The organism is Pseudoalteromonas sp. OF7H-1 (genome assembly GCF_022347825.1).
Taxonomy (GTDB): domain Bacteria; phylum Pseudomonadota; class Gammaproteobacteria; order Enterobacterales; family Alteromonadaceae; genus Pseudoalteromonas; species Pseudoalteromonas maricaloris.
Window position 1 is genome coordinate 66962 of the sequence record NZ_JAKRFX010000022.1, and the last position, 20996, is coordinate 87957.

18 protein-coding genes are annotated in these 20996 nt (G+C 46.1%); 11 read left to right on the top strand and 7 right to left on the bottom strand.

The window, feature by feature from the left end:
* The first annotated feature begins 57 nt into the window (after positions 1-57).
* The 9 genes from MHN30_RS21160 to MHN30_RS21200 all read left to right on the top strand — a co-directional run bounded on the left by MHN30_RS21160 (position 58) and on the right by MHN30_RS21200 (position 14661).
* Complete coding sequence (locus MHN30_RS21160) at positions 58-1713, top strand: VWA domain-containing protein (protein ID WP_239361029.1); 1656 nt, start codon at positions 58-60, stop codon at positions 1711-1713.
* A gap of 81 nt (positions 1714-1794) precedes the next feature.
* On the top strand, positions 1795-2292 hold the full coding sequence (radC, locus tag MHN30_RS21165; RefSeq protein ID WP_000791199.1) for a DNA repair protein RadC: 498 nt from the start codon (positions 1795-1797) through the stop codon (positions 2290-2292).
* On the top strand, positions 2292-2633 hold the full coding sequence (locus MHN30_RS21170; RefSeq protein ID WP_239361031.1) for a plasmid-related protein: 342 nt from the start codon (positions 2292-2294) through the stop codon (positions 2631-2633). The genes radC and MHN30_RS21170 overlap by 1 nt, the downstream gene beginning before the upstream one ends.
* A 90-nt stretch (positions 2634-2723) precedes the next feature.
* The gene (locus MHN30_RS21175; RefSeq protein WP_239361033.1) at positions 2724-3791 is read left to right on the top strand and encodes a primase-helicase zinc-binding domain-containing protein; all 1068 of its coding nucleotides are present in this window, start codon (positions 2724-2726) and stop codon (positions 3789-3791) included.
* 89 nt (positions 3792-3880) lie between these two features.
* Positions 3881-4588 carry a hypothetical protein gene (locus MHN30_RS21180; protein ID WP_239361035.1) on the top strand — a complete coding sequence of 236 codons (708 nt, stop codon included), beginning with the start codon at positions 3881-3883 and terminating at the stop codon, positions 4586-4588.
* Positions 4589-4668: 80 nt separating this feature from the next.
* A complete protein-coding gene (locus MHN30_RS21185) occupies positions 4669-8493 on the top strand; it encodes a hypothetical protein (RefSeq protein WP_239361037.1) in 3825 nt (1274 codons plus the stop codon).
* A 259-nt stretch (positions 8494-8752) separates the two neighbouring features.
* A complete protein-coding gene (locus MHN30_RS21190; protein WP_239361038.1) occupies positions 8753-9697 on the top strand; it encodes a thioredoxin family protein in 945 nt (314 codons plus the stop codon).
* Between the two features lie 2 nt (positions 9698-9699).
* Entirely contained in the window at positions 9700-11088 is a 1389-nt protein-coding gene (locus MHN30_RS21195) for a conjugal transfer protein TraH (RefSeq protein WP_239361039.1), read from the top strand.
* 3 nt (positions 11089-11091) lie between these two features.
* Positions 11092-14661, top strand: coding sequence for a conjugal transfer protein TraG N-terminal domain-containing protein (locus tag MHN30_RS21200; RefSeq protein WP_239361040.1), 3570 nt, complete (start codon positions 11092-11094; stop codon positions 14659-14661).
* Between the two features lie 32 nt (positions 14662-14693).
* Here MHN30_RS21200 and eexS read toward each other — a convergent pair whose 3' ends face one another.
* The 7 genes from eexS to MHN30_RS21235 are packed head-to-tail and all read right to left on the bottom strand — an operon-like array spanning position 14694 to position 18366.
* Positions 14694-15125 (bottom strand): entry exclusion protein EexS, encoded by a 432-nt coding sequence (gene eexS, locus MHN30_RS21205; protein WP_078461284.1) that lies wholly within the window; start codon positions 15123-15125, stop codon positions 14694-14696.
* Between the two features lie 54 nt (positions 15126-15179).
* Positions 15180-15713: a FlhC family transcriptional regulator gene (locus MHN30_RS21210; protein ID WP_239361041.1), complete on the bottom strand. Its 534-nt coding sequence runs from the start codon at positions 15711-15713 to the stop codon at positions 15180-15182.
* The gene (locus MHN30_RS21215) at positions 15710-16009 is read right to left on the bottom strand and encodes a flagellar transcriptional regulator FlhD (protein WP_239361043.1); all 300 of its coding nucleotides are present in this window, start codon (positions 16007-16009) and stop codon (positions 15710-15712) included. The genes MHN30_RS21210 and MHN30_RS21215 overlap by 4 nt, the downstream gene beginning before the upstream one ends.
* Positions 16006-16554: a lytic transglycosylase domain-containing protein gene (locus tag MHN30_RS21220; protein WP_239361044.1), complete on the bottom strand. Its 549-nt coding sequence runs from the start codon at positions 16552-16554 to the stop codon at positions 16006-16008. The genes MHN30_RS21215 and MHN30_RS21220 overlap by 4 nt, the downstream gene beginning before the upstream one ends.
* A complete protein-coding gene (locus MHN30_RS21225) occupies positions 16541-17203 on the bottom strand; it encodes a DUF6475 domain-containing protein (RefSeq protein WP_007105460.1) in 663 nt (220 codons plus the stop codon). Before MHN30_RS21225 ends, MHN30_RS21220 begins: the two co-directional genes overlap by 14 nt.
* Positions 17190-18059 carry a hypothetical protein gene (locus MHN30_RS21230; RefSeq protein ID WP_239361045.1) on the bottom strand — a complete coding sequence of 290 codons (870 nt, stop codon included), beginning with the start codon at positions 18057-18059 and terminating at the stop codon, positions 17190-17192. The genes MHN30_RS21225 and MHN30_RS21230 overlap by 14 nt, the downstream gene beginning before the upstream one ends.
* A 55-nt stretch (positions 18060-18114) precedes the next feature.
* On the bottom strand, positions 18115-18366 hold the full coding sequence (locus MHN30_RS21235) for a helix-turn-helix domain-containing protein (RefSeq protein ID WP_000451746.1): 252 nt from the start codon (positions 18364-18366) through the stop codon (positions 18115-18117).
* A 117-nt stretch (positions 18367-18483) separates the two neighbouring features.
* Between MHN30_RS21235 and MHN30_RS21240 the strand changes: the two genes are divergently transcribed.
* Complete coding sequence (locus tag MHN30_RS21240; RefSeq protein WP_064376468.1) at positions 18484-19131, top strand: LexA family transcriptional regulator; 648 nt, start codon at positions 18484-18486, stop codon at positions 19129-19131.
* A 256-nt stretch (positions 19132-19387) separates the two neighbouring features.
* A complete protein-coding gene (prfC, locus tag MHN30_RS21245; RefSeq protein WP_239361046.1) occupies positions 19388-20977 on the top strand; it encodes a peptide chain release factor 3 in 1590 nt (529 codons plus the stop codon).
* Positions 20978-20996 lie beyond the last annotated feature (19 nt).

Genomic DNA, 20996 nt, shown 5'->3' on the forward strand with positions numbered 1-20996 from the left:
CCAGCGGGGAAACGCTCCCGCTGAGGGAGTATTCCCCCTAATGATTAGGAGACTCCCATGAATCATCCATTAAAAAACGCACTGCCAATCGTTGCCGCCGCTTATGGCGAAAAGTTTGGTGTGAAGGTGCTTATTCAAGGACAAGATGCGTTTACCGATGGTGAGCGGATTGTGATCCCAACAGCAAACCCAGACGACCCACACTATCAACAGATAGCTTGGGGTTATCTGGCTCATGAAGCGGCGCATATTCGGCATACCAATTTTGACATGGTGCAGAAGGCGTCGTCTAAGCCGATCCGTAAGGCACTTCTCAATATCATTGAGGACGTTCGCATTGAAAACGAATTGGCAAAGGATTACCCAGGAACCCGGCGCAGTATTTCGCAAGTGATTGAGTACATGGTGGACACACAGCAAATGTGTGTACCTGAACAGCCTGAGCCTGCATCTAACTTGCAAGCATGGTTGTTATTCCGCTTGAGATGCCATTTTCTGGGCCAGCAAGCGCTGACGCCTTTGTATCAAGCTGTTGATGAAAGAGTGAGACAACTCTTTCCTGCCGCAGCGATGAGCCGGTTAAGCGCCATGCTGACAGCAGTGCCTAGCCTGGCATCTACAGGTGAAGTGCTGAAACTTGTCGATGCCATCGTTGCCATGTTGGAAGAAGAATCTCGTCCACCACAGGATGATTCTGATGCTGATGGCGGTGATGACATTGGACAAGATGCGAGTAATGACAGCAATAGCAGTAGTGACAGTCAAACCCCGGAAACAGGTTCGTCTGCAACAGGGGATGCTGCTGAAACGAGTGATTCTGATAACTCTGATCAAGCTGACAATTTGCGACAAGCCTTAGAGGCCAGTGCCGCTCAGTTTGAACCCGATACCTTTGCACAAGTGGCAGAAGTGTTGTCGGAACAAGCTGAAGGACATAAGGGCGTCACTCCACTCAGTTTGCCCCAAGCAGAGCAAGCTATGTTGGGTGATGAGGCCATTTTGACCTTATCGGCGTCTGAGTCGGCTCAAATTCGAGCCAGGCTTAGGGGTATGGTTCAGTCCAGTCAGGACAATCGGAATCATGCCAAACGGCACGGTCTTCGAGTTGCAACCCATCGTCTTGCCGCTTCCCAAGCAGGTGAGTCGAGATTGTTTATTCAAAGACAGCCGCGCATTGCGCCCAATGCTGCTGTGCACTTGCTTGTCGATATATCGGGCTCAATGGGTAAACCCATTGGCGAAGGTAATCGCAAGTACTTTCATGTTGCCAATGAAGCTGCTTTGGCTTTGGCCATGGCATTGGAAGGTATACCGGGTGTTGTACCTGCGGTCAGTTATTTTCCTGGTATTCATCAGGAAGTTTCTATCGCGTTATTGCCCAAGCAATCGGTTCGACATCGGGCCGCCTGTTTTGACCAAAAACCACGAGGTTGTACGCCTATGGCACAAGCTATGTGGTTTGCGGCAAACAGTTTGTTGGCACAAAAACAGAAGCGAAAGCTAATGATAGTGCTAACCGATGGTGACCCAGATGACTGGGCTGCTACGCATGACATTGTTGACCGTTGCAGACGAAGTGGCTTTGAGCTGCTGGGGATCGGGATTCAAACACGCAGTGTTGAGAAATTCTTTCCTCAAAGCATCGTGATTAACGACGTCAAAGATCTGAAGCGTGAGTTATTCGAAGTAACACAACAACTGTTAGTTCAGTAACCACATCAACTTTACCACCCTGCGGGGACGATTCCGTCCCCGTCAGGGCATGGGTTCGTCTCCGTTTTTTTGGAGACTCCTATGAAAAACAAAAAGTTCTTAGCTGGCGAAGAAGCCGGTACTTACATCGTTCCTGAGCAAGTGACTGAAGCGGATATCTTAGATATGGCGCTCAAGCTTGCCCGTGGTCGATTGAGTAAAGGTCGCAAAATTGAACAGCCATCGTCGGCGTTCTCATACCTGCAAACACTGATGCACGAGTATGAGCACGAAGTCTTTGGCGTGCTGTTTCTTGATACAAAGCATCGCGTTATTCGATTTGAAGAGCTATTCAAAGGCACTTTAGATGCGGCGAGCGTGTATCCAAGGGAAGTAACAAAGCGGGCGTTGGAACTTAATGCGGCAGCAGTGATACTGGTTCATAACCATCCATCGGGTGATCCTGAACCCAGTGAAGCTGATAAACGCATCACTCATCGACTCCGTGACGCCTTGTCACTTGTTGATATTCGAACGCTTGACCATGTCGTGGTCGCATCCGAGGGCTGCGTTTCGCTTGCCGAACGCGGTTATCTTTAATGAATGGGCGCATTGCCCATTTTCCTTCATCACTAAAGCAGTCCCATCAGCACACATCAGCACAGCTCGAATTTCTATTTGAGTTTGATGATGCCCCTGTCACTTGGTCTGACACAGAAATCTGGCAGTTACGCGAAGGCATTCTATTGGATGCAATCCGTGTGTTGCTGGACGGTCGTGTCAGTACTCGGTTGCGCAAGGATGTGTTGTCGTGGATTCAAAATGACGAAATAGCGCCATTTTGCTTTCGTGTTTGCGCGATGGCTGCGGTTGTCGATCCTGATGTGCTTCGTGATTCCATCATGTGGCTATTAAGACGACATGGTATCCAGCTTGACTAACGTTCCTGCATTAACCGAACGGCTAATGCAGGTCCTAAGCTGACTTTTACCACCTGTGGTAGGAGTCGGCATTTTACTTAAGGAGGTTATATGGCGTTACCTTTACAAATTGACACAGTAAGGCCATATCTCAATGGCCAATGGCTTCAAGTCTTGGCGGCATTGGTGCCAGAACTTGATGCCGCTATTACTCGAAAAGGCCGACATGTGGCTTGTCCTGTTCATGGCGGTCGTGATGGCTTTAGGCTGTTCAAAGATGCTGAATATACCGGTGGTGGTGTTTGTAATACCTGCGGGATCTTTCATGATGGCTTTGAACTGTTGTCTTGGATTAATGGATGGAACTTTGCTCAGTCTATTGAAGCAATCGGTCAAGTTCTAGGTATTCAACCCGGACAAGTACCAACTCGGGCAATACCGAGTAACGCGGTTGACTGGAAGACTAAAAAGCAGGAAGAGGACAAAGCGATAATCCATCGCTTGAATCAAACCTGGGGAGAAACGTTATCCCTTGCAGATACTCGTGCGCAACCGGTTTGGAACTACTTGCATCGTCGTGGCATTGTTACGCGGCTTCGTCCTGAATGGGATTCGGTGCTGAGGTTTCATCCAAACTTGCCTTACCATAATGAAGATGGTCTGTTTATCGATAGCTACCCAGCGCTGCTAGGTAAAATCGTTACGCAGCAAGGGCGTTCGGCCACGTTCCATCGGATCTACCTAAGTGAAGATGGATTCAAAGCACCGGTTGAAAAGCCTAAAAAGATGATGCCGATACCAAGTGACAGAACAATCACTGGTGGTGCCATCCCGATAGGTGAGCCTGGTGAGGTATTAGGTGTTTCTGAAGGCATCGAAACAGCTTTAGCGGTTACCAGAGCTACGGGGCAAACATGTTGGTCGGTTGTGAATGCAACCCTACTGGCTAGGTTTGAACCACCAAGTAATGTGAAAATGCTGTACATCTGGGCAGACCACGATCTCTCTGAGACCGGCCTGAATGCAGCGAATGAACTCAAGAAAAAAGCCTGGCAGAAAGGCATTCTGACACAAGTGTTGATCCCCCCGATACCAACGTCACTTGGCGTGAAAAGTTGGGATTGGAATGATGTGCTGAATGTTTACGGTGCTATGGGCTTTCCGAAGGTTCATATCTGATCCAAGGGGCTTCGGCCCCTTTTTTTGCGCCTTGCATATTTGAAAAAACATGGAGAATGAAAAATAGATAACCAATAGGAGAAACAAACATGATGGTATTAACCCTGTTAACAAAGCAGATTGATGGTGAGTTTACGGTTTACTGGAAGACAGGCCTTCGAAGAGGAGGCGAACTAAAGGTCGATTTAGGTGAGCAATACGACAAGCTACCTGAGCAGCAAAAGCCAATTGCAGCTGAGCTCTATGCGATTCATCACCTACTGTCAGAGAAAGAGGTGATGGGGAGTAACCGAAGCGGTAATGGGCTTCAAATTCGGGTCAGTAAAGGAGCTATCAAAAGGTTACAGAAGCAACGCTCAACTCAGCATTCACTTTACAGCCTGACTAGGTTTTTGCTCACTCGATACCAGGAAGCACAGATCTCGGTAGAAAAACGGGAAGATTGGCTCTCACATTCCTTCGAAGAATACAGCGTCGATAATGTTTCAGTGAGAGACATCGATGAAGTCATCAATGTTCCTAACATTGGACCTGTCGTGGTTACTCGTCATGCACTGGAACGGTTTGTGGAACGGCTTTCAGACGGTGCACCTAAGCATCCTTGGAAGGCTTTGATTTCAAAGTTATTTAGCTCATCATTGACAAAAGCAATTTTGCCTGAAAAGGTAACACTTCATAAGAACCAAAAATATAATAAAAAAGCTGATACTTGGCGGCATAATGGTAGCGGTATGCACTTTGTTTTTGTGCCAAATGGATCAACTAAAACACTCATTACAGTATTTGCGGTGGAATAAGTCGAGCGCTTTTTGCAAAGCCATACTTAATTATTTATGTCGCATATATCGATTTGTAGCATAAGGAGCTTTGCAGCCGAATGATTTTTTTTGAACTTGAACCCTCTGATATTTCAAACCTTAATGATGCAGATCTCAGAGAAATGGTAGCTAGGTTGTGTGAAGCGGAATTAATTCGCCAAGAAATCCAGACATCTTGTGTTCTGTGGGGCGGGGCGCAAGAAGCTGCGGACGGTGGTCTAGATGTTCGAGTTGTTGATGCTGTTCCTTTATTGAATCCTGGCTTTGTAAAACGTGGACATACTGGTTTTCAAGTAAAGAAAAATAGTATGAGTAAAGCAGCCTGCAAGAATGAAATGCTTGATAAAGGAACTCTAAAAACTGTTATAGGGGATCTCTTAGAAAAAAAAGGTTCTTATATAATCGTAAGTGGCAAAGATGATTGTTCTGATAAAATGCTATCAGAACGACTTCTTGGAATGAAATCTGCGCTCGAAGGCTTGTCAGGTAGTGAAGATCTTCTCCTTGACTTTTATGGTAGAGATCGGCTCAGCGTATGGTTGAGACAATTTCCTGGGGTCGCCTTGTGGGTTCGCTCTAGACTAGGTAAGCCATTATCCGGATGGCGACCTTTTGGAAGATGGACTTCTACTCCAGTCGATAAAAATGATGAGTTTTTGCTTGATGAACACCCTTGCGTCATCGATATGAATTCACATCACAAAGAACCTATAGCGATTTCGGATGGAATCAGGCTTGTGCGTGAAAGATTGAATCGATCTGGCTCGGTGGTAAGAATAACTGGTTTGTCAGGAGTTGGAAAAACGCGCTTTGCTCAGGCACTTTTTGAAAGTGATGTATGCGATAAATCTCTGCCGAGAGCGAACGTAATTTATGCAGACCTTGGGGATGACTTAACTCCAACGGCATCAGAGCTTGTTTCATACTTAATAGCTAATGACTTTTCAAGTTATTTAGTATTGGATAACTGCCCGCCAGATGTTCATAGAAAATTGCAACAGCAGGTTTCGTCAAATCAAGCAAAGTTGAGTCTTCTTACTATCGAATATGATATTTCGGATGATCGTCCTGAAGAAACAGAAGTTATACACATCGAACCATCCAGCGAGAAGACCGTTTCTAAACTTATTCAAAAGAGGTTTCCATCTCTGGGGCGTGTTAATGCCGATAAAGTTGCAGAGTTTTCCGGGGGGAATGCGCGTGTTGCGATCGCATTGGCGAGTCGTGTGGGTGCAGATGAAACCTTGGCAAACTTTTCTGATGAGGAATTGTTCCAGAGGCTCTTCAATCAAAGAAAAGGGACGACCGAAAGTTTGCTTGAAAGCGCAGAGGTTCTATCCCTAGTTTATTCGTTTAATGTTTCCCCAAAAGAGTTTAATGATGAATTGAGCGCTCTCTCTAGAATTGGTGGATTTGAACGTGATAGGTTGAACCGAAATCATGCAGAGTTACTGCGGAGGCAATTATCGCAAAAGCGGGGAAACTGGCGAGCAGTACTCCCGCATGCTGTTGGTAACCGTCTCGCACGAAGAGCACTTGAGAACATTGATCCTGATAAAATTAATTCTGAGTTGTTAAAGGCTGAAAATTTTCGTTTGTTCAAGTCCTGCGCTCATCGACTAGGATATATGCATGACTTTGAACCTGCTAGAAATCTCGCTCATACGTGGATGAAGTTTGATGGGCCATTTCACAACATTGCACAGTGCAGTGCTGACTTGCTTACGGCATTAACTCACATCGCGCCAGTGTTTCCAGATGTAGTTTTAACCGCTATAGAGAATACTTCAGAAGCTCCAGATTTCTGCTCGCGAGATAATCAAAATTTTTCTACGTTCGTTCGATTACTTAGGAAAATAGCATATGAAGATCAGTACTTTGACCGTGCTGCTGGGATAATTCTTCGCTTTGCGGAAACAGAAAAAGCCGGCGAGAAAAACAATAGTATTGTTGATCAATTGTCCAGTCTTTTTTCATTATATCTCTCTGGCACACAGGCTACTCCTACACGAAGACATCTTTTTGTGAGTAAAATGCTGAGCTCTGGCTGCTTGAGGTATCTTGAGATTGCGCAAGAAATTTTTCGGTCTGCGTTCGAGGCTTCTAATTGGAGCTCATTTGGAGGGTTTGATTTTGGCGCTCGTAGCCGGGACTTTGGGTGGGAGCCAAAAACGAATAGAGATAAGTTAGACTGGTACGTAGGTTATATTGAGTTGCTAGTACCTTTTTTAGAGTCGGACAATGAGTCCACTTGTAATTGGGCAAAGACGATCCTTGCAAACCATTTTTTAGGATTATGGACCTATGCAGGCTGCTTTGACATTCTCGAAAGCATAGTACGTAAATATGGCGTTGGCGGTAAATGGCCAGATTTGTGGATGGCCATTAAGCGGACAATACATTACAACGGGAAAAAACACACGCCTGAGCTATTCAAAAGGATTGAAGCGCTTGAGCATTTAGCCGCACCAGCTGATCCCTATTTCGAAATCGAGGCATATGCACTTACTAACACATGGGAGCACATTGAAGTTAGAAGTGGGTGTTACACCGATAATTCTGAAAAAATTCATCGTAAGATAGAAAAGCTAGGTGAGCTTGCGTCAACTGAACCTGATTACCTTGAACGTTTGGCGCCAAAGTTGTGGGAAAAACATATTGATGCGCTTTGGTCATTTGGTAAAGGTTTGGCCAAAGGCTCAGCAGACATAGCTTTTACCTTCGATACACTTGTCCGCCTGATGAAAAAGCAAGAACTAGAGGTAGTACAGCCTATCTTATTTTGCGGTTTTATTGCTGGCGTTCATGCAGGTGACCCTAGCTTGTCTCGGAAACTTCAAGAGTCTGTATTAGATGTGCCAGAGCTTAAACAGTATTTTGTTAATATTTTGTCTGCAACGCCGATAGCCCCTTGGGGTACAAGAAGGCTAATTGAGCTAGCGAAAGCTGGTGAACTGGAAGCATGGAGGTTCCAACAGATAAGTTACGGTCGAGTTCATGAATCCATTCCTGATGATGATTTATCAGAATTACTTGTCGAGCTAAATGGTTTAATCGACGGGATATTTTCAACTATTCAAATTTTGAGCATGCGATTCTTTACTGAAAATAATAGTAGTTACCGTCCTAGCGATGAACTACGTTATGTTGGAAGACAAGCCATTTTGAAAATGTTATCAATGCACAGGGATGAGATTCACAGACGACAGCTGCATGGAATTGACCGTGTTATTGAAGAGTGTTTATCAGAGCCAGCATCGGAGAATGAAATTCGCGATATTATCAACTTGCTTTGCAATGGCGTTGAAACTTATCGCTTATATGGCTTCGAATTAGAAACTCTCATAGCCTATCTAGTGCAAAATTATCCTGAATTTGTTTTAGATAGGGTGTTAATAAATAGTGATAATAGCGAACAGCTCATATATTTGATTTTTAAAGACAGGGTCCATCGAAGTAGTTCGCCATTAAATTTAGCGCCTATAGAGCGCGTGCTAGATTGGTGTAATGGAAATCAAGATAGGATACATAAAGTAGCAGGCGCAGTTTCGGCATACACGCCCTTAGACAAGGAATCACAGCCACTAGACAATCCAAAGAAAGTAGTCCTCAGTCATCATATTACATCGCTTTTAGATTCAGCAGAGAACAAAGCCGCGATAGTTGAAACTATTTTCTCTAGGTCTTTTCCTAATGGGTGGTCAGGATCACTTGCCGATATTCTTGAGGTTCGCGCGGAGGCTTTCGCAGAGTTATTAAATCATGTCTCGCCAGAAGTTCGAGAAATGGCAAGGACCAAGCTTTCACTTCTTAATAGATCCATCAGAGAGAATAGAGATCGTGAGGCTGAGGAATACAACCGCCGGGAGCAAAGGTTTGAGTAACAATTTAGTTTTTTGGGCGGAATGTAATTAAGCAACATAAGACAATGTTGCAAAGTTCTGGTTTTATGTGGTTAATAGGTTCATTGAAACCCTAACATATTTCATCATTTATTGAAATTAACTTGAATGGGTACTTACTAAATTAAAATTCTGTAAATACGTGTAGTCAGAAACACTCACAATTCCTTCATCTATCTGGCCAATCGGACTTACGGGGATCTTTAGCATGTTAGCTCTATGAAATTTTCTGGAGCTGACAATGAGAACGCCTTTTTTACCTTGGTTCATCCTATGGGTGACCATCCCAATCATTATTTTCTTTCTTTTCATCTTGCCCGCCCATGCCAGTGATGGGCCATTCTATCAGCGTGGTCAGGAAGGCTGGTTTTGGTATCAGGTCATTCCTGAGCCAGCGGAGGATGAAGAGCTTATAAAGCCGGAATTTGGTGCGGCAGAGTCGAGTCAGAGCGGGCTAAAGCCTTTCAGTGCTGCCTGGTTTCGTGAGCACATGCAGTCGTTCATGGACAAGGCAATTGATGAGCCGACGAATGAGAACGTCAGAGCCTATCTGTATCTCCAGCGCGTCATGATGGATAAGGGCTCACTATTTGCTGATGTTAGTCAGCAGGTGGTCATGGGCGATCCTATTTTGGATGAAATCAGTCGCAGACCCTTGGCTACCTATGCTGCCAATCGGATGGATCGAGAAGCTGGCTCTCAACGAGATATTGCTTTAGGTGAAGTAGCAAAACGGGCTGGCTTGTTCTTCTTCTATCGTTCGGATTGCCCTTACTGCCATGCTCAAGCGCCTATCATCGAATCCATGGCTTTGAACTACGGTTTCGAGGTGTTTGCTATTGCTGTCGATGGCTTGCCTTTACCCGGTGGAGAGTTTCCCAATTACAAAGTCGATTCAGGGCAAGCACAATCGTTGTCCGTTACGACTGTTCCAGCGGTCTTCTTAGTAGACCCGCCTAATGTCATCACTCCGATTGGCCAGGGCGCAATGAGCCTTGATGAGCTCAATAATCGAATCATTCTTGCAGCCCATCAAGCCGGTTGGATTGACGATCAAACTTACTATGCCACCAGACCTGTTCAACCCGGCGTGTCACTCGCGATGTCAGCTCAAGAGCTTAACGAAAAGATATTACAGGACCCTGAGTTCCTTGTTCGCTATCTGCGTGCACAAGGAGGGTTGTAACGATGAAAAAAGTATTTCAAGTATCGCTAATCGCCTGTGCGATTGGTTTTTCGTCTATGAGCCAAGCAAGTTTGCAACAGGAGATGAACCAGTTGTTTGGTTCAATGACCAACAGCACTGCGCCGGGTGTATTCGAGAGTCAACGACGTGGCGTTATATCTGGAGGAGGTGTTGTTGTTCGTAACAGGATCATGAATGAGAACCTCGTCTCTATGGTGCCACCGTCATTCCAAGCCGGTTGTGGCGGCATTGATATGTTCGCTGGAAGTTTGTCATTTGTTAATGCTGATCAGTTCGTTCAATTGCTTCGCTCTGTAGCGGCAAATGCCAAGGGGTACGCATTCCAATTAGCGCTTAGTGCTATGTGTGAGAAATGTTCCCAGCACATGGAGACTCTGCAAAAGAAAATCCAGCAGTTGAACGAGTATTTTGGCAATTCCTGTCAAATGGCTCAGGGAGTCGTGAACGATACCTTGGCTGCTTTTGGTAAAAAGGGGCAAACAGAAGCCAGCATGTTGAGCTCACTTAAAGGGGCTGGAGACGTTTTTACCAGTTGGAGTGAGTCCAATGGTAAGAACCCTTATGAGAACGCTTCAAGTGTCGCGGCATCTGATGTGAACAAAACGATTAAAGGCAACTTGGTTTGGCGAGCACTGAAACGTCACTCGGCATCAAGCTGGTTTGCATCGGGGGATGACCGTTTTCTTGAAGCGGTTATGTCAGTGACTGGCTCGATCATCGTTGGTGATTTAGCGAATGCCGCTGATGGCCAAGGTAAAGCCCCAAAACTGACCAGACTGAATGGCAATAAAGTGACTATTGAGCATCTAATTCATGGCGGTAACGTCGCTATGTACCGATGTGACACATTGATACAAGACGGCTGTCTGAATCCGACAATCACTAACGTGACCCTGACCGGGTTATCAACTCAGGTCGAAAATTTACTTCTTGGTACAGGTTCTAGTAACGGCATTATTTTTAAGTTTGCTCGAAATACAGGAGCTGCTAGCACCACCGAAAAGGCTTTTATGACCTCGGCTCCTGCGAGCATTGGGGGCATGATTCGAACACTTTCTGCATTAAATGAGGGGGCTGCTAGGTCGTTTGCTTCAAGAGCTGCGCCATTTATTGCTGTTGAGATGGCCCGAGCATTGGTTGAAGACATGCTCAATGCAGCTAGAAGTACCTCCGGTGTGGAAGATCATGCCTATGCGAAGTTATTAACGGAAGACCTTGAACGTGCACGTCGCCAAATCAATGAGGAGTACGCCGCGTTGCAGCGAAGATACGGCTCAGAGCAAGAATTGCTGGCGCATTTTAACCAAGTGATTCAGACCATTCGCAAACAGCGTTATTACACCGTTAAATCTACAGCGCTGGGGGAATAGACAATGTGGGAAATCTATTCCATCGGGGATTCGGCTTTTTTAGAGCAGGTCTTGAACGCCGTCGCGATGATCACTGGTACAGGCGACTTTACTTCAATGGTTCGTATTGGCTTGCTCATTGGGGTATTGATGGTGTCTGTTCAGGCCTTGATGCAAGGTGGTCGTGGGATTAACTTTCAACACGTTTTAGTCTCATGGCTAGTCTTTGCAACCATGTTTGGACCAAGTACCCGAGTGAGCATTGAGGATGCCTACACGGGGCAAGTTCGAGTGGTTGATAATGTGCCCATCGGTGTTGCTGCCGCAGGTAGTACGATTTCAACCGTTGGCTTTCAAATCACGCGATTGTTTGAAACGGCGTTCTCAACTCCCGCCATGACGGAATACGGCTTTGCATCCAGTTTACAGTCACTGATTAAAGTGAGAAAACAGGTGATGGATCGCTCTGGGTTGGGTGATGCAAATCGTGTCGGTGGCTCGGATATCGAGCAATCGTGGTTTAACTACATTAAAGAGTGCACCTTGATTGGTATCGACATTGGCCAAAAGAACCTCGATCAGGTGCTGAGTGATCCTAACCCGATGACTGCGATTAGGTTTGATTCGCGCATTTATGGCACGCGCATCATGCTCAGTGGTAGCAGTAGCGATCTGGACTGCACCGATGCCTATAGCCAACTGAAACTCATGACTGAATCAACCTTCATTCCTAGGCTTAAACAGGTTCTGTCAGCCTCATTGGGGACTTCGTCAGCCACTGACACTGATGACGTGATCCGAAATGCGCTGAATAACCTTGGTTTGGCTTCGGTTAACACCCAAGAGTATATGACCGCGTCAGTGCTTTTGCCTATTTATGAGCAAAGCGTGACGGGCAAGTATATGGATGATCAAGCTTTCACCGCCGCCGTTATGGTTAACCAAGCGATTGAACAGCGCAATACACAATGGGCGGCGGAGCAGACTCTTTTCCAAAGTATCGTTCGTCCGATGATGACGTTTTTTGAGGGCTTCATTTACGCCATCACCCCTTTGATGGCCTTTGTGATTGCCCTTGGCCAAATCGGGATGCGAATGGCCGGGAAGTACTTGTTAATCCTGCTTTGGATTCAACTTTGGATGCCTGTCATGGCCATCATTAACCTGTATATTCATTTAACCGTTGCAGGGAAAATGTCGGCACTTGATGCTTTTGCAGGTACGGAAGTGCCATCTTTTGCCGGGATGATGCAGATGGATTCAGTGCTGCAAACCTGGATAGCTACTGGCGGCATGTTGGCGTCGAGTGTTCCTGCAATTTCGCTCATGCTCGTGTATGGCTCAGCAATAACTGCAACCCACTTGGCTGGACGTCTTCAAAACGGTGATGCCATTGATGAAAAGCTGGCAAGTCCAGATGTCGCGAAAAATGCCCCGGTCATGCAATCACAGTCAATGTTCCAAAATTCAGCCCTTACGGGTTCTGCTATGACCGGCGCGTCAAACCTACTAAGCAGTTTCTCTGTCGGAAACGCAGTGGGTTCAATGGTCGGCTCTGCAAAAGAATCCATGACTCAGGCAACCCAAGCCTTTAGTCGTCAGGTTGGGAATACCATGAGTCGAACTTTTGGTGAAAAGCTAAGTTACGACAACCTGTCTTCGGTTGGACGTCAGATCGGCTCATCTAACTCCGCATCTAGCGCCGTTGTTAATCAGGTTACTGATGACCTGCAAACTCGGTATGGTTTTGGAGACGATAAAAAAGATGCTGTACGTGGCTTGGTATCGGGCGTGCTATCGGGAGGCCTAAGGGTCGGTGGCGATGGAACCATTACTAATCCCGGTGAGAAAGAAGTTGCTGATAAGGGCTTTCTTGGAAGGCTTCTTGGTACTGGCGGCAATGATTCTCCACAGGGCAACTTGCCAGGAGTCGATAAGCCAGACTCATCTCGTGTACCAAAACTATCAAGGGTACGAGCAGGGCTGGATTTAGGTGGTAACTTTAGTGGCCAAGTTGAGTCGTCAGAAGGCAGTTCTCGATCTACGACCGCAAATACGCTCACTGGGGAGATGCAAAGCTTGGCATCGAGTGATTCACGACGTGCTGAGTATCGCGATGCAATGGTTAAGGACCTTTCAGACTCAAGACGTTCTGGCGTTGAGATGTCCTTGTCTAACCAAGACTATCAGTCACTTCAGAGTTCAGCACAAGACGTTGTCACGGCATCAAATCGCTTTAGTGAGCTTGATCAGGCCAGCTACAGTCTATCAGGACAAAGAAATACTGATGGTGCGACGTTAACCCGATTAGCGGCGGACAATCCTGAAGTCATGGATTATTTAGGTCGCTATATGAACCAGCATGTTGAAGCAGGTAACCGTTTACGTGAAAACCTTCCAATGTATCAGCGCTTGCTACCTGATGATAATCAGGCGTATGTGGCCGCAGCTATGGAGTCTTTGACCTATAGCAACTCTTCAACGCCCGCTGAACGAGACAATGATTATCAAGCAGCAATGACTGTTATGGCCATGGCTACCGGAGCCGATTTACGATCAATTCAGCCGCGCTCTAATGAAGGCATGTCATCAACTGCACCTACTTTTGGTGGTATTCAAAGCCAAGTTGAATCGGGTGTATTGGGCGGCTACGAGGATGCAGCAACAGTTCAAACTCAGTTCAACGCAGCTCAATCGGCTTACCAAACCAATCTGTCTGGTATAGATGGACAGTTGAATGCGCATCAGCAGCAAGCTCAGCAGGCCGTAGCTTCTGACACAAGTACCTATCAATCTGGACTAAACAGTGAAGCTGGATCTCAGTGGCGATCACGCATTATGGCTGATGATAGCGGAGTCTCTGGTGCTGAAATGTTCTTCAACAGCGCCAGTGCTATTGGTGATTTCAGTGGCAAGCATACTGATGCAGCACTGCACACCTTGAATCACTTTGGCGAAGACTATGAGAGTTACAAAGAACAAGCACTTGAAGATCCTGGCTCACGAGGTTTCTTACACAATGCAACGGTGGCCAGCAAATCAACCTGGGATGGCTTAAAAGCCGCCGTTGATGCAGGAACCTCTTTGGAAAACCCATTGACGGCGTTTAATGATGCATACAGTGGATCGAGTTCGCAGTATGCTTCCGAAGTAAACTGGGGCACTAAGTCTGAAGCCATGTTGGCGGGGGCATTCGGTGCGGCAGTTAACAATCGATATGGTGAGTTCTTAGAACAGTATGCCGATGATTTTAAACAGGAAGCATACAGCGAAGGGCAGAGAATGGGATTGACCCCGATTCAAAGTCAAGTGTTCGCTCAAGCTTTCAATGAAGGTTTGGCGGGGCGCGTTTTCAACTCTGAAGACTCATCGAGTTGGTCGCCTGAAATGCTTGGCCTAAGGGAACAAATGCTAAATGAGTATCGTCAAAAGGATGAGAGTGGCGCTTACATCCCCGACAGTGTGTCCGAAGAAGATAAAGCATTTGTGGATAAGCAGATTGCAGTGATCTCAAATGCATCCCTTGCGGGAGATTATGCTCAGAACAACTTGATCGATATTAGGGCCTATAACCAGGCATCAGGAAGGAACTAAAAACAGAAGGTAGCCAGCTTGTGGTGGGCTGGCTATTTTTTTGGCTTTTTGGGATACCTAGGATAAAAGCCATCAAAAAACGAATGGAGCTTATACCAATACCATTTTTCTTCAATGCTCAAAGTTCTACCCGAATCTTTAACTTGGCTGCTCAAGAATCTAATTCCAGTACAAATAGCTAAGAAAAAGAGTCCCAAACCAACAATTGTCCAACTCGCTTGCCAATATGCGATTGCTACAAGCATAGTGATGATGGCTATAAGTCCGATGGGATTACAGGTCGCTTTGAATCCCAAGTAGCTGAAAAAAACGACGGTGCAGAACAGAAATGGCAAAGCCGCTAACTTGGCAGATGCCGTTAATATTTCTGATGGAAAAAAATGAGCCGCAGCCAAAGTCGCCAGAAAAAGCCCCAGTGATATAACCCAGCAGCGTGCTGGTAAAGATTTAAGTAAGCTTGTCATCTTAGTACTCTCAAAGTGCACGGGCGGTGCACAATCAAATCATGTATCAGCATGTTAGTTCTCAAAAAATGCTCTAGTGGTTTGCTCGGCCATAATCTCGCACACAGGACATTTAAGCTGAATGCGCTGTTGAGATACCGTCAAATACAGACTACCGCATCGACACCGGTGTAAGGATGCAAGCTGTGATCTTAAATCACGAGCTAGAACCCAACCTTCATTGATGGTCAGTTTTTTCCAGGGGATCTCAGCTGGAAGATCTGCCTCTTCTCTTGCAACCAAGTACGCATCGTAAGCCTTCATCAAAGCATCGATATTTAATTGCTTGTAGACATTATCACCACCAATATTGACATAAAGCGCCATCAGCAGGGAGCCTTCAACTAGGGCTCTTCTGCTTTTAACAATGGCATCAGATTCTGGCAATTGACCAGGACAAGGTGACTTGCCAGTCACTTCTTTGTGCAGCCTTCTGATAATGTGGATTGGCAAACCAGTATCGAGCGCGATAATGGTTGTTCGAAATCCGTACTTAATAAGCAGCGAGGCTCGGGTAAACAGCTCACTTTTGGACAGGTTATCAATCATGCATCCCCCTTGTTGTTTAGGGTTGATAATAAATAAGCGATTCTTGGGATACCTGTGCCTTTGCTCTTCACCATCTCAATCAGTTGGCTTTGGTTACCCCTTGGTTGAAACAGCATGAATGATGAGGTCGCCACTCTTTGCAGGTCGTCAACACCGGCATTAATCAGTGCATCCACCACGTCGCGTGTAAGTCCAAAGCGCAAGACCGCCTCTTGCGGATCAATTCGCGCTAATTCACGTGCTGCGTGCAGGTACGCCAAATTTAATTGATAGAAGTCTTGTTGATTGGCTGTCATTGACGGACCTCCAGTTCATGTAAAATATTGCGATAGATAGAAAGCACTCTTTGCCCATACCAGCGTGCACGATCTTCGTTCCAACTGTGATAGCGGCCTATGCCAAGCTCTAAATCGTTTGGTGAAGACTTGATTGCTTCGGCCAAAATACTGGAGCCGACAGTAAGGTTGGTGATGGGGTCTAGCAGTTCGGCTGCTGAGCTCACTCGATGCCCATGCCAATGCAAATTGATTTGCATAAGGCCAATATCGATCTGGTATTTTTCACTCTCTTGAAGTGCCTGGTTTAACAGTTGCTCCGCTTCTGTCTTAGATTTGGCGTAGGTTGCGTTTGAACCATTGCGAATTGCGTATGGCCATGGACTGGTCATGTTAAGACCTCGATGTGAGGCCGACTCAGCCAAGGCAACGGCGTAGAGCATGACTGGATCAATACCAACACTTTGTGCTGCTTTTTCCCACTGATAGCCCGGAAACGCATAGACTGAAGTGCTTGCGGACATGGCTATCACTAGGGCAATGGTTTTTGCTTTAATCGTTTTCATTTTTGTCCTCTAATTGATTTCCGAGAAGCGCCTGAATGGCTTTCGGGCTTATTCTTTTTAAAGGCACTGCGCTAAAGTCAGCGATGCCTCTCGTATAAACTTGTGCCGCTTTTGACCAGTCGCCCACGGCAACCGGCGCTTGCATATCAAATCCTTTTTGCTGGTTCTGATGGTCGGCAATACCCTGTAATAGCCTTGGGTATTCACCCACTTCGTCCCGCAGCAAGTAAGCCTGGTAGCGTGTTAAAAACTCTTTTTGCTTAAAGGGGTATTCCCTGTCATCAACCTTGCAGAGTTCAACCCATCCACCCATATCTGAAATCACGCGGTGGATAAGCGCATCGTCAAACATCACGGATGTCCAAGCGCCAACCTGACGAACAGCCTTGTCAACTTTGTTCCAAGCAACCATGGCTCTTGAACCCGAGTTGCCGTCGATATGCTTGATGACGTCAGCGGGCTTTGGAAAAAATTGCCCAGTATCCGGTGATTGAATATGCCGAGTCAGACCGATTCGCACTTCTTCAATGCTATAAGCACGAAGGGCTTCAAATGCGATGGATAGCAATTGCGGTGATACGCTTTTGCCATACATGGCCCAAGCTGCTCCCCAAACTTCAGCAAACTCGCGTTTATCAACCTCCTGCACTTGAACGAACCTCCCGAATACCTGGTCCGGCCCAGCTTTCAGCGATGCGACGATTGCTTTCTTCAATATTCAACTGGTGATTGCTGCCTTTTAGGCTGGTCGGTGTTTGCTGTGCTTCATCAATGCGAACGTACTCGTCTTCCCATTGCCGGTTTAAAAGCCAGTTATGTGGCATAGGAGTCTTAGTCCGATCTTGATACTGCAATCGGTTGTCACGTTGCTCTTTCCAGCGTGTTAGCACTTCCAAGGCGAGTTCATGGTCTTCATTGAGGCCCATGCGTAGCCATTCTTCTTTAGCTTTCGCTTTCTTTTCTTTGCGTATTTGTACATCCCAAAAGTCTTCAAACTGTATGTGGGCAACAGTTTTAACTGTTGATTTATTGCTTCTCTCAGAGTCATCCGACCGTTGAGAGTCCCTTACCGGGTTGCCATCAGGCATAAACAATGATGAAAATTCTTCTGGTAGCCGAGCTTGAAAAGCGGCAAGAGATTTCAAAAGCGATGCCATACCAACGAAGTCGGCAGGTACATCTTTAAACAACCGAAAGGCTGCCTTACCTTGGTTTGGGTTTTCGATTGGGTTGTGCTTCAGAAAGCTCCGAATCAAAGTCCAACCGGATTCCTCGCAACGAATCAGGAACTGATCTTGTTCTAACTCATTTAGAGCCTTGGCAACCTGTTGATCATCCCAGTTCAAGTCAGAAGCAACGTAACCAATCGGCAACCGAAAGCAGCCAAGCAAATTACAATGTGGGCATGTAAGCAAATACAGTCCTAGCAACTTCGCAGAGTCACTCCAGGACAAAACGTTTTGCTTTAGCCAAAAGCGGGTATAGACCTTGCCATAATCACGCATGGAGGTACTCGCTTCTGTGTTTACGTAATATGCTGACCATTACTTGCCCTTAATCCTACTGGTTACTGGCTTTCAGCTCGCTTGGGCATTCGGGATAGATGTCCGGTCTTAACTGGGATCGGGTTACCTGTCCTTGCGTAGCTTGTTCGATGGGTAAAACGAATTCAGCGGGAACACGCCCTGATTTATTCAACCAAAACCAGACGTTTTGCTGCTTTGAGTTGATGGCTCGTGCTAATGCTGATTGCCCGCCGACCAAGTCAATGGCACGGCGGAGATGTTTTTGTGTCGTGTTGAACACTTCCATACCGTCTCCTGTTACAATAAAAACTGTTACAAGATTGAATGTTACAGTTTTAACTGTAGATAAGTCAACAGTTAAAATTGTTGAAAGGCTACAGTTTTATTTGTAGAATACGGGCTTATGAAAACTTTATCCGAACGACTAAACCATGCCTTGCAGCTTACTGGGGTGACTCAGTCTGAGTTGGCTCGTCGCATTGGTATTAAACAGCAGTCGATCAGCCAGATTTGCTCTGGTAAATCGGCTAGGTCTCGTTACACCATGCAGATCGCGGAGGCGCTTCGCGTGAATGCTCATTGGCTCGCCACAGGTGATGGCGAGATTGGCTTGGGGGTCGGTAATGTAGAAGTCGGGCCTGATATTAAGGGAAGAATTCCTCTCATTAACTGGGTTCAGGCCGGTGATTGGACTGAAATAGCGGAGGGATTTGCCCATGAAGATGCTGAGGAGTGGCGTGAAGTCACTGGGAAAGCACATGAGGGTTGTTTCGCACTTCGCGTAAAAGGCGACAGTATGGAAAATCCAAGCGGAAAAAAATCCATACCTGAGGGAGCAGTGATCGTTGTTGATCCTGAGTTACCTTTTTCTTCAGGTTCATTGGTTGTTGCGCGTTTGGATGATTCGAAAGAAGCAACCTTTAAGCAGTTGGTTATTGATGGTGAACAGAAGTATCTAAAACCTTTGAACCCGCAATACCCGGCAATACCGATCAACGGCAACTGCACCATCATCGGTGTAGTACGACAAGCTATCATCGATTTCTGGTAGCGAAGGAATTTGTGGTTTAGCCACAGTTGTTCATGAGCTGAAGAAGCAACGATTGCATACAGCTACAACTGAGCATTGGCGCACGCTGAGAGTAAATGGTAACCGATTAGATAACCATTGATTGTTTATAAAGTCAAGATCAGCGAAAATAGCGGCCAATTACGATTAACACGACGGATTTGACAAGCGAAGAACTGAAAAGAGAGTACTTCCAAAAGTGTGTACAAATCCGTGTACAAACTAAAAGAATTTATACATGGCAAACCAAGATTTTCTTAATGAAATCAATAAGCGAAGGACCTTTGCTATCATCTCACACCCGGATGCGGGTAAAACCACCATCACCGAAAAAGTACTTTTATTCGGAAAGGCGTTACAAAAAGCCGGTACAGTTAAAGGCCGTGGCTCAAACCAACACGCCAAATCTGACTGGATGGAAATGGAAAAAGAACGTGGTATCTCGGTAACCACTTCTGTGATGCAGTTTCCATACAATGATGCCTTGGTAAACCTACTAGATACTCCGGGACACGAGGACTTCTCTGAAGATACTTATCGTACGCTCACCGCTGTTGACTCGTGCTTGATGGTAATCGATGCGGCAAAAGGTGTAGAAGACCGTACCCGCAAACTGATGGAAGTAACGCGCTTACGTGACACGCCAATCGTTACCTTTATGAACAAATTAGACCGTGATATTCGTGACCCAATGGAGCTACTTGATGAGGTAGAAACCGAACTGAACATCATGTGTGCGCCGGTTACTTGGCCAATTGGCTGTGGTAAAGAATTTAAAGGTGTTTATCACATTCATCGTGATGAAACGATTTTGTACCAAACTGGTCAAGGTCATACGATCCAAGACAAACGCGTGATCAAAGGGCTAGATAACAGCGAGCTTGACGCTGCTGTGGGTGAAAGCTTGGCTGAACAACTTCGTGAAGAGCTTGAGTTAGTAATGGGTGCCTCGCACGAGTTTGACCGTGAATTATTTCTAACTGGCGAATTAACCCCTGTATTCTTTGGTACGGCACTTGGTAACTTCGGTGTTGACCACATGCTTGACGGGTTAACTGAGTGGGCACCAACGCCACTGCCGCGTCAAACTGATGAGCGTGAAGTAAAAGCCGACGAAGAAAAGTTCTCTGGTTTCGTGTTTAAAATTCAAGCAAACATGGATCCAAAACACCGCGACCGTATCGCCTTTATGCGTATTGTATCTGGTAAATATAGCCAAGGCATGAAGATGAACCACGTGCGTCTTGGTAAACAAGTCAGTATTGCGGATGCGGTAACCTTTATGGCGGGTGACCGTGAGCGTGCTCAAGAAGCGTTCGCGGGTGATATTATCGGTCTACATAACCACGGTACTATTCAAATAGGTGATACCTTCACACAAGGTGAAACGCTTAAATTTAGTGGTATTCCAAACTTTGCACCTGAGCTATTCCGTCGCATTCGTCTAAGAGATCCACTTAAGCAAAAGCAGCTACTTAAAGGGCTGGTACAGCTTTCTGAAGAAGGTGCGGTACAGGTATTTAGACCACTTATCAATAACGACCTGATTGTAGGTGCGGTTGGGGTGCTGCAGTTTGATGTGGTTGTGGCACGCTTAAAGTCTGAGTACAACGTAGATGCGATTTACGAGAGCGTAACGGTTCAAACTGCGCGCTGGGTAAGCTGTGATGACGATAAGAAAATGGCTGAGTTCCGCCGCAAGTGCGAGCAAAACTTGGCACTAGATGGTGGTGATAACCTAACTTATATCGCACCAAGTCGCGTAAACCTAAATCTATCTATGGAGCGTTACCCTGACGTGAAGTTCCATGAAACTCGTGAACACTAATCGCTGCGCATTAAAGGAA